Source organism: Faecousia intestinalis (assembly GCF_040096185.1).
Taxonomy (GTDB): Bacteria; Bacillota; Clostridia; order Oscillospirales; family Oscillospiraceae; genus JAZOXB01.
The window spans coordinates 22,280-31,457 of sequence record NZ_JBBMFF010000238.1; the positions used below are offsets into that span (position 1 = coordinate 22,280).

The 9,178-nt window shown below is 45.8% G+C and carries 10 protein-coding genes; all 10 read right to left on the minus strand.

The features are described 5' to 3' along the window. Positions 1 to 10: 10 nt before the first annotated feature. Complete coding sequence (locus tag WMO66_RS10000) at positions 11 to 1,807, minus strand: VirD4-like conjugal transfer protein, CD1115 family (protein WP_135660692.1); 1,797 nt, start codon at positions 1,805 to 1,807, stop codon at positions 11 to 13. Next, positions 1,794 to 1,997, minus strand: coding sequence for a hypothetical protein (locus WMO66_RS10005; protein ID WP_003525217.1), 204 nt, complete (start codon positions 1,995 to 1,997; stop codon positions 1,794 to 1,796). Before WMO66_RS10005 ends, WMO66_RS10000 begins: the two co-directional genes overlap by 14 nt. 9 nt (positions 1,998 to 2,006) lie before the next feature. After that, positions 2,007 to 2,891: an LtrC-like protein gene (locus WMO66_RS10010; protein WP_135660694.1), complete on the minus strand. Its 885-nt coding sequence runs from the start codon at positions 2,889 to 2,891 to the stop codon at positions 2,007 to 2,009. A gap of 5 nt (positions 2,892 to 2,896) precedes the next feature. Further along, positions 2,897 to 3,691, minus strand: a complete 795-nt coding sequence (locus tag WMO66_RS10015; RefSeq protein ID WP_135660696.1) for a PcfB family protein — start codon at positions 3,689 to 3,691, stop codon at positions 2,897 to 2,899. Beyond that, on the minus strand, positions 3,675 to 5,045 hold the full coding sequence (locus WMO66_RS10020) for a relaxase/mobilization nuclease domain-containing protein (protein ID WP_135660698.1): 1,371 nt from the start codon (positions 5,043 to 5,045) through the stop codon (positions 3,675 to 3,677). The genes WMO66_RS10015 and WMO66_RS10020 overlap by 17 nt, the downstream gene beginning before the upstream one ends. Next, the gene (locus WMO66_RS10025) at positions 5,036 to 5,377 is read right to left on the minus strand and encodes a plasmid mobilization protein (RefSeq protein ID WP_015573066.1); all 342 of its coding nucleotides are present in this window, start codon (positions 5,375 to 5,377) and stop codon (positions 5,036 to 5,038) included. Before WMO66_RS10025 ends, WMO66_RS10020 begins: the two co-directional genes overlap by 10 nt. A gap of 257 nt (positions 5,378 to 5,634) precedes the next feature. Continuing rightward, positions 5,635 to 6,552 (minus strand): DUF3846 domain-containing protein, encoded by a 918-nt coding sequence (locus WMO66_RS10035; RefSeq protein WP_173875366.1) that lies wholly within the window; start codon positions 6,550 to 6,552, stop codon positions 5,635 to 5,637. Then, positions 6,549 to 7,502, minus strand: a complete 954-nt coding sequence (locus tag WMO66_RS10040; RefSeq protein WP_349136286.1) for a DUF3991 domain-containing protein — start codon at positions 7,500 to 7,502, stop codon at positions 6,549 to 6,551. The genes WMO66_RS10035 and WMO66_RS10040 overlap by 4 nt, the downstream gene beginning before the upstream one ends. Before the next feature lie 16 nt (positions 7,503 to 7,518). Further along, positions 7,519 to 7,911, minus strand: a complete 393-nt coding sequence (locus WMO66_RS10045; protein ID WP_014635901.1) for a hypothetical protein — start codon at positions 7,909 to 7,911, stop codon at positions 7,519 to 7,521. Next, a complete protein-coding gene (locus tag WMO66_RS10050; RefSeq protein ID WP_349136287.1) occupies positions 7,901 to 9,136 on the minus strand; it encodes a helicase-related protein in 1,236 nt (411 codons plus the stop codon). The genes WMO66_RS10045 and WMO66_RS10050 overlap by 11 nt, the downstream gene beginning before the upstream one ends. Positions 9,137 to 9,178 lie beyond the last annotated feature (42 nt).

The window sequence follows — 9,178 nt, forward strand, 5'->3', positions numbered from 1 at the left end:
TTTTCCTCCGTTAATATAAGTTTTTATTTACTTCAAAATCCTCATCGGACAGAAGCTCGTAATTGGTTTCTCCGTAGCTTTCCTCCGGAAGTTCTTCCGGGTCAATAGAAAGAACGGAAATTGATGAGTGCTTGATGGTAACTTCACCGTGCTTATAGGCAGAAGCCTTTCCATCGGTTGTAAGTGCCACATTCGGGTGCTTCAAGATGTCATACTTGAAGTCCATAACGGGGCGTTCTCCACGAATAAACAGAATTGCATATTGGTTATCAAGCATACGAACCTCATCGGGGGTAAGAAGCTCTCGACCGCTAATCTGATAATTGGTGGAGTAGTTGCCGCTTCGCCCGGTACTTTTTCCGAAAGTGTTGGTATCAATGGTTTCCTTGCCGAGAAGCTCGGACACATATTTGTGGGTGCTTTGCTCGTTGCCGCCGAGATATAAAAACTCGTCGCAGTTGCCGACAATACTTTCCCATTGCTTTTCAAACAAGGCTTTTAACTGAGCCAAGTTCTGCAAGATGATACTTACCGATACTCCACGAGAACGCATAACCGACAGTATCTTGTCAAAGTCATCGGGCAGGCTCACATTCGCAAATTCGTCCATCAGGAAATGAACAGGAACGGGAAGCGAGCCTCCGTGAATATGGTCGGCAGCATAGAACAACTGCTGAAAAAGCTGTGTGTAAAGGATAGATACCAAGAAGTTAAAGCTGGAATCGTTGTCCGGTATCAAAGCGAACAGAGCGACCTTTTTCTCTCCGAGCGATGGAAGGTCAAGCTCGTCTGTGGTAGTTAAAGAAGCAAGACTTTCAAGGTTGAACTTTTCCAGTCTTGCCGCAAGGGTTATCTGTATGGACTTTAAGGTTTTCGCCGCACCTGAATGATAGGAACGGTAATACTTCAAAGCAATGTGGTCGGGATTTGACATCTCCAATTCCGCAAACAGTTCATCAAGGGGGGAAGGTCTTGTGTCCTCCTCGTCCTCAATCGCACCGGCTCTGAGCATTTCCATTATCATTGCAAAGTTCTGTTCATCTTCGGGTGCTTCGTAATGAAGATAAAATACAAGTGCAAGCAGAAGCATTGAAGCCGAGGTATCCCAAAAGGGGTCTTGTGATTGACTTCCTTTCGGAGTGGTACTCTTAAAAAGGTTCGTCACGAGCTTTTGAACGTCGTTGTCATTCTGCAAATAGACAAACGGGTTATAGCAATGGCTTTTCTCCATTGAAATCAAATCGAGAACACGGACTTCATAGCCTTTGCTTTCAAGCAGCTTTCCGGTATCTCGGAGAATTTCGCCCTTTGGGTCAAGAATGACAAATGATGTGTTGCACTGCATAAGATTCGGCTTGCAGTAAAACCTTGTCTTACCGGCTCCCGAACCGCCGCACACAAGTGTGTTTAAGTTTCTTCGGTGCTTTTTCGCATTGAGTCCGATACAGACATTTTGTGTCATCAGCTTATTTGCAGAAGCCGGAGACTGTCTGTATTTTTTATTTACGGCTCTTGCGTTGCCCCATTTCGCAGAACCGTGTTCTTCACGCCTTCGGTAATTCTTCTGTGTTGAGAAGTAAATCCCGATACCCATTGCATAGCAGAGAAGCAAAACGAGGACAGTTTTTAGGCTGTCCTCGCATAGCTCTATATGGAATGGGGTGTTGAACGCTGTTAATAGGCTCGGCAGTATTTCCGGCAATCCTCCTTTTACAGAAGGTGCAATCAGAAGTGCCAGCCATACAACCGGGATAATACCGATGACGGAAAGAATAATAACAGACTGCCTTTCGTTATCTCGATTCACAGGAGCGTTCCTTTTCGATAACTCTGAACTTTTTCTTTGGGGCAGTTCCGACCTTGATGATGAGGTCGTCCACCGCATCGGTAGATTTACCCTCGTTCATCAAATCTGTTTTCTCATCGTTGAGAGAACGGATAATAATGCCGTGTTCATAATCGTCCAATGCGATATGATACATTTCTTCCTTCGCCATAGTCTCACCTTATCTTTCGTAGTCTTTGCTTCGTTCCTGCTTCTTCTTGTAAAGCTCATCGGAAACACGGGAGTGAATATCCTCCATTGCGTTTCTCGTTTTGGAAAGCTCATAGCGAATATCCTTCGGCTCTTTGCCGGCGAGCTTTTCGGGGATACGGTTGATAGCAAAATTCTGTGTATCGACGCCGTACTTCTTGCAAAGCATATAGCCGATACATACTGCCTGAAAGCCCATATCCGCTCTGCTGTAACTGTCGCTGTTGATGGAGAGCTGTGCGTGGCCAAGCTCCTGTGCTACGCACTGAGCGACCGCTACGCTGTCTCCCACATCACGCTTAACATACAAGGTCTGTTCCTCGTTGTTGTAAAACGCCGCCATATTGGGATACGGAAGCTCATTTGTTGCTTCCACTTCAACCGGAGAAGAATCCAGCATAACGGTAATGAGTGCTTTCGGGTCACGATTGACAGTCGGTGCAGGCGGTCTTTTGCCGTTGGTTTGAGAAACATCAAAGACCTTTTTCACATTGTAGGAAATGCCGGTTGTACCGTCTCTCTTTGCATACTCGACAGGTTCAAGAATGGAAATGCTTTTCGCACCTTTCTGAATTTTCACATTATCCTTGCTCCAGTCATCAAAGTTTTTGAGCTGGCTTGCTTCGGGAAGCTGCTTAAAAATCAGAAGTGCATTGACCGCAGAGTATCGGTCGAGACGGCTCTGCGTATCAAGGAAGGCTTTGAACTTTTCCGGGTCGGAAACGATAGCCTTTGCGGTGTCGTCCGCCATCTGATATACTGCTTCTTTTTCCGCTTTCATCTTCTCGGCATATTCCTCTTTGGAAAGTCGTTTGCTCTGCTGTCCTGCCTTAGCAGGGGTAAAATTGTTTGTCATTGTGATTACCTCTCTTTCACATTTTTGCTTTTGGGTTTCGGCTGCTGGTGTGCGGTCTGTGCCGGGGCGTTCTTGACCTCCGGCTTTGATACCTCCGGCTCTTTGCGTTCTGCTTCTTTCTGCTGCTTGGACTGTGCCTTATATCGGTCAAGCTTTGCTTTTACCGACGGCTTTCTCTGTCTGTCGCTTACAGTACCCTTATCAGTTTGCATATCTACCGGCTCGGAGTCGTGCCTTGACGGAGGGTTTTTGTCCGTTTTGGCGACTGTGGGGTTTGATTGGGAATACCCCTCTTTCTGAATAGGCTTTCTGACGGCTTCCTCAGTGATGATTTCGTTTTTGGTTTTTGTCGGCTTGTCTTTCTCCAAAGCTTCACGCTTTTCGACAGCCTTCTGAGACTCGGTGACAATCGCAGCCTTATCAACCTTACCGAGTTCAAATCTCTCAACGATTCTCTGAATTTTGGAAGCGTCCTCTGCACGGGCAATAATATCAATCGGTACATTATCGCCCTTTGTGTTTTTATCCCTGAGTACGCAGTATAGAACGCCGTAGCGTTTTGCCTGCTCGGTAAACTTCTTCAAGTCCTTGTTGGGGATAGAAAACACCTTCAGCTCCTTGCCCGACTTAATCATATTGGTAAGTCGAGCCTTGCCTTTTGTTTTCTGTTCCTGTTTGAGAACAGAGACTAAAAGAACGGCAATATTTTTAGCTGCCGCTCCGCTTAATTTTGCGGCTACTTCAAAGCCCTCAAGCGATAGCCTGACGACCTGTTCTGCCGCATCACCTCCGTTTGTCATTACGGTTCTGCTCCTTTCTTTCTTGTTTTTCTTCGTAAACTCTAACCGTTTCAAGGTTGGCTTCAATGACCTTTGACCTTTCGGCTATGTCATCACAAAGACCGACCTCTTTGCGGAGAGTCCACAGCTTGCTCGTGATTGCCGCAACCTGCTCTTTGACATTTGATAGCTCATCGTCACTCAAATTTCTTCTTAACTGTTTTCGCAGGTGCGTTCTATCGTCAGTCAGGGATTTGATTTGCGACAACACGGACTCTTTATATGAGAAAAGCTGCTCGTCGGTAGAAATGTTCTCCCGTCCAAGCAGCCTTGTCTCCTGAGTGATTTTATCGAGCTTCAGCAAATCTTCTTTCAAAAGATAGTGAAGCCTTGCGGTATTCTGTTTTTTGTACTTCGGCAGATAGCCGAGCTTATAGCAGTAATGCAGATACAGTCCATACAGTCCGCCGACCTTTTTGATTTTGTGTTCTCTTGTGGGCATTCGGTACTGCCTGACTCTTACCGTTTCTTTGGCAAAAGGAACGATGAGAACCTTTTGATTTTCCGTCAGCCTACGCTTGATTGCTTCCTCGGTATAATTCTCTCCGAGGGATTTAAGTCGTATCGGCTTCTTGTATCCTTTCGGAACAATCGTCCAATACTTTCGGCTGTCGCTGAGACAATGCTCATAGCCCATCTGCGTGAGAATATAATCAAAGGTCTTTAAGTTGGTGCTGTGTGCAATCGCTTCATCAATGGCGTCACGGGTCATTGAATATCGGCTCGGCATACCTGCTTGCTCATGCTTATGGTAATAAGAGGATTGCTTACTGCGGTTTGGGTTTGGATTGTAATACAGTCCGTACTTTTCACAGAGACGGTCGGCAACCAAACGGAACTTGAACCACGCTTTTTCATCGCCCCATAACCGCTTGCCGTCCACAAAGGAAACGGAGTTGATTACATAGTGGCAGTGCAGGTGCTTCGTGTTCAGATGAGTAGTAACCACCACCTGAAATCTTTTGCCCCACACCTCGTTTGCAAATTCCATTCCGATTTTCTGTGCCAGCTCCGGGGAAATGTCCTGTTCCTTAAAGCTCAGGTATCCGTGATAGGCTTGTATGCCGTCGTCTTTGCCGTATGCTTTTTTCACAGATACAAACTGGTCTCTTGCGGTCGCAGGGTTGCAGTTGATACCCTCAACGAAAAATTCACGCTCGGTTTTTTCTTCGTCCTTTGCGTAGCTGAGAACATCACGGAGAGCCTGATACTGTTCCTCGGTGTAAATATCTGCCGCAGTCTTTTCGGGATTGGCGGCATAGTCGATTACCTGACCGAGCCTTGATGTGACAGACCACAATTTACTTACTGCCATTTCATATCGCTCTTATCGGGTCTTAAAAAAGTACGCTCCACATCAGCCTGAAACTTGTGCCAACGCTCGGCTTCCTTTTTGAGCTGCGGTGCGTCCACAAATCCGAGGGTGTTTGCTTTCGCCGCAAGCTGATTGATGTTGTTGCCGATAGCAGAAAGCTCACGCATAACATCGTAAAATCTTTCGTCGGGCTTTTCTCTCGGCTCATATCCTTTGAGAAGCAAACGGATAAGACCGCCTTCGGAAAGACACGCCCGCTTTGCTTTTTTCTGCAAATCCTGAGCTTCTGCCTTGTTCATCAGAATGTGCTTTTCAATGTTTCTCTTGCTCATTTTTATCGCTGTCCTTTCTGTAAATATAGTGTCTGTCCCGGTTTATCTGAAACAGGCACATTGTTGTTACTCCGAAAAAACCGCCGATGATTAACCCGGCGGCGACCAATACTATCTCCCGCACAGTTTATGCTCCTTTCTTCTTTGGGGTATTAGGGGCAACCCCTAACGAGTGTACCGTTTTGGACATTCCTGTCCATAAATGGTCTGCTCGCTAAGATTATGCAGACACTCAGGGTTGCCCCATAGATTGACTCTTATCTCTCCATATCCTTTGAGACAGGCTTATACGGCTTTGCTTCAATACCGTCCATAGACTTGTTAAACCTCTCCGGGTATTTGAACTTTTCCTCGTACTTACGAGCCAGTTCTTTCGGCATACTGAGAAACTTTTCCGACTCAATCGGTGCGTATGCAATGAAGAACTTGCCGGCAATAATGTCGAGCATTTCACGGTTGCTGTCGTCTTTCACATAACATTTTTCAATCTTCCAACCGTCCTTGCCGCCGTGTTCATCAGCCATATATGCTTCCAGTCGCACACATTTATCCGAGCCGTCAAGGGAAGAAGCATAGATAGAATATCCGCCCATACCCTCAATGAAAGCCTTGTTGTTACTGCTGACAACATAGGTTCTTTGTTCCTCTGTGTAAGGCTTGTCAAAGCTGTCAGCCGTAAAAACAATATATCCGGTCGTGTGTGTTCTTTCTTTTTCTGCCTGCCGGAAATGAGCTTTCAACTGCGGATAACTCATCTCAACATTCTCAGGCTCGGAATAAACTGCCCTGTTCAGAGGCATACCGTTCATCTTTCCTTCCTCGTTGCAGATGATGGCAACCTCGTCCTCAAAGGGCATATATTCTTCAATATCTCCCTCCACAAGAGACTGCATTGCTTCCAGCGTATCCTCGATTTCAATGAGTTTCGGATACCTGCCCGGCTCAACAAGAATTACGGAAATCTTCTCAGGTGCTTCGACCTTTTCAAAGGTATCCTCGTGAATATTCAAAGCAAGAGAGCTGCCGTTTTCCCAACTCATATGAATCTGTCCGGCGTCGTCAACAAACTTAACTGTTCCTTTTAGCCCATAGGGCATTTGACTTTCGCCAGCCATTTTAGTGAGTACAATCTGCGTACCCTCCGGGTACATTTCTCTGATTTCTTTTAGTTTCATCGTGCAAAACTCCTTTCGGTTTTTTCTTTTATTCCCAAGCGTTTACAAAGAAAGTCGTTGACATCTTTCCCGTATTGGGGAGGGTCGTCAACGACTTCATAATTATCTGAAAGAATCGTCTGCAACGCTTTGGTTGCTTTTCTTCCAGCAATATCATTATCCAAATGAAGAACAATTCGCTTGATTGTTTTGTCTTTTTCAAGCAGCCTGCCGAGTGTAACAGGCACTTTTGAGTCCTCGATTTTCTGCTTTGGGGAATACACTCCCGCAAGAGAAACAAGGTTAAACTGTCGCCAGTCTTTGCCCTCCAGCTTCATCAAAGTTGCATAGGAAAGCAGGTCAATGGCACACTCAAAAAGATGAACCTCTCCGGTGTTTTCGGCAGTCAGGCGGAAAGAATATTGCTTTTTACTGCCGGTGCAGTCGCCCATAATCCTTGATTGATTTGTTGCTCTGTAAGCGGCGTATTTAGGTTCTTTGTTCTCGTCATAGCCGATAAAAACAGCATTGTGATATGGGAGCGACTCAATGATTAGCTCCTGTTCCAAACAGTGGTTGATGATTTCATAATCAATCCCACGCCCGAAAAGGTAATCAAATACCACATCGGCAGTAGGACTTTTTTCAGGCAGAAGCAAGGGTTGTTCCTCATAGCTTTTGATGTTTTCACAAGTCGGAAAGCTGACTGAACCGTTTCCCATAATGGACTGAACCGCCTGCACAAAATCCATTCCACGGACTTTGATAAGGTAATCGAGGGCGGATTTGCCCCCGATACCTCTCGACCACCACATCCATTTTCCGTTGGAAATCTTCAAACTGTCGTGGGTTCTTGTGGTGTAGGTGTTGCTTGAAAACCTGACAAGCTCGCCCGGTTCATACTCTCTGAGATAGGTTAATAAATCCATTCGTTTGGCTTCGGTTATGACTTCCGGTGCAATATACGGCATAGGTATCACCGCCTTTTTACATCAGCAAATCGGCAACCGCTTTCTGTATCGGTTCGTTGATACTGAGCTTTGCAATGATAATGAGTATCTTATCAACAGGGCAGCCGATGTCATTCCAAACAGTCCAAGCACCTCCCGCAAGGTCGTCGTTTTCATACAAAGCAATGATTTCTTCCGGCGAAAACACCGTTTCAATGCTCTGTCGAACCAACTCTCCGTAGAAAGAAAGCTTTGCATTTCTAAGGGCAAATTCTGCTTCCTTTGCGGGCGGTTTGCTTCTTTTTAATTCGAGATATGCTTTATCAAGTCTCCTGACCACAACCATCATCATTGCATCAAAAGGGTTAATGATTGCTTTTCTGCAAGGGCAGTTTTCTCTTTCCTTATCGGGTGTCATTTTATCGTTCATAGGTTTTCTCCTTTCGTGTGTTCGGCACTTCGCCCTCATCGGGTTCGCCGCCGACAATTTCGTTTTCTCGCTTATCCATATTGAGCAGAATATTCAGCTCGTCCAGTCGGGCAAGCTTTGTTTTCAATTCTTCCTCTTGGATAAATGGTTTTTGGACTTCTTTCTTTGCGGTTTCCAACTGATTTTGGGTGTTCTCAAGGTCATTTTCCGCAAGCGACAAGCTCTCGGCAAATCTCTCAATTCCGTTATCGAGGCGGATAATATTGCCGTATGCGTCATCGCCGAGAGGAACATTTCTGCTTGTTGCACCTTTCAGTCGAACCTCATAATTTCGCTCTGCGGTATTAAAAAGCAGCTCCGTTTCAAACCCTCGGTACTTGCCAAGAGGAATAGGGTCGGGACTGTTCATCTGCTTGCAGGCTTCAATGATTGCTTTACCGGCGTCGGCTTTTTCGGAATAAAAAACACCCTTAACCTCCATACCGACAAAGCGGTCGTCCGTTGGTTTCGGGTGCTGTTTCGCAGTTTCTACATCTTGCTTCAAGCCTTCAATGCGGTTTTCCAAAGCTGTAATTCGCTGCGGATAATATTTGATTATCTTATCTTCCAAAGCGTATTTTTCAGATAGAAAGTTGGATTTTAAGAGCTTCAGCTTTTGGACTTGAATATCCAAATCCATCTTCTCCTTAATATACGGATTGCCGGTGGCAAGCATTTTAATCTCTGCATAGGACAGGGCGGTTTCATCAATATCCTCGGCAGAACGCACCGGGGATTTGCTCGTCATAATCTGACTGGCGAACTTTTGCTTTCCCTCTACAAGCTGATAGAGATATGCGTCAAAGGTCTGCTCCGTTACATAGCGGTAAATATCTACATCAGGGTTTGAGTTGCCCTGACGGATAATTCGACCGGAACGCTGCTCCAAGTCTGACGGTCTCCACGGACAATCCACATCGTGAAGTGCGATAAGTCTGTCCTGAACATTCGTGCCGGCTCCCATCTTCTGCGTAGAACCGAGAAGCACTCTGACCTCGCCTTTACGGGTCTTTTGGAACAGTTCTTTTTTCTTCACATCGGTATCTGCTTCGTGGATAAAGCGGACTTCGCTTTCGGGGACACCACGCTCTATGAGCTTCTTTCTGATGTCGTTATATACCGAGAATGTGCCGTCGTTCTTTGGTGTTGAGAGGGGCGATAGGTAAGATTTTGATGTTATCTCCAACTTTTCCCCCGCCCTAAACCGTGCATGAACCTTTCAGCTCAC

Bases quoted from the DNA above. Each gene is read 5' to 3' on its own strand.
- WMO66_RS10010 (WP_135660694.1), bottom strand. From the start codon at position 2,891: ATGACAAACAATTTTACCCCTGCTAAGGCAGGACAGCAGAGCAAACGA.
- WMO66_RS10035 (WP_173875366.1), bottom strand. From the start codon at position 6,552: ATGAAACTAAAAGAAATCAGAGAAATGTACCCGGAGGGTACGCAGATT.
- WMO66_RS10005 (WP_003525217.1), bottom strand. From the start codon at position 1,997: ATGGCGAAGGAAGAAATGTATCATATCGCATTGGACGATTATGAACAC.
- WMO66_RS10015 (WP_135660696.1), bottom strand. From the start codon at position 3,691: ATGACAAACGGAGGTGATGCGGCAGAACAGGTCGTCAGGCTATCGCTT.
- WMO66_RS10040 (WP_349136286.1), bottom strand. From the start codon at position 7,502: ATGCCGTATATTGCACCGGAAGTCATAACCGAAGCCAAACGAATGGAT.
- WMO66_RS10020 (WP_135660698.1), bottom strand. From the start codon at position 5,045: ATGGCAGTAAGTAAATTGTGGTCTGTCACATCAAGGCTCGGTCAGGTA.
- WMO66_RS10025 (WP_015573066.1), bottom strand. From the start codon at position 5,377: ATGAGCAAGAGAAACATTGAAAAGCACATTCTGATGAACAAGGCAGAA.
- WMO66_RS10045 (WP_014635901.1), bottom strand. From the start codon at position 7,911: ATGAACGATAAAATGACACCCGATAAGGAAAGAGAAAACTGCCCTTGC.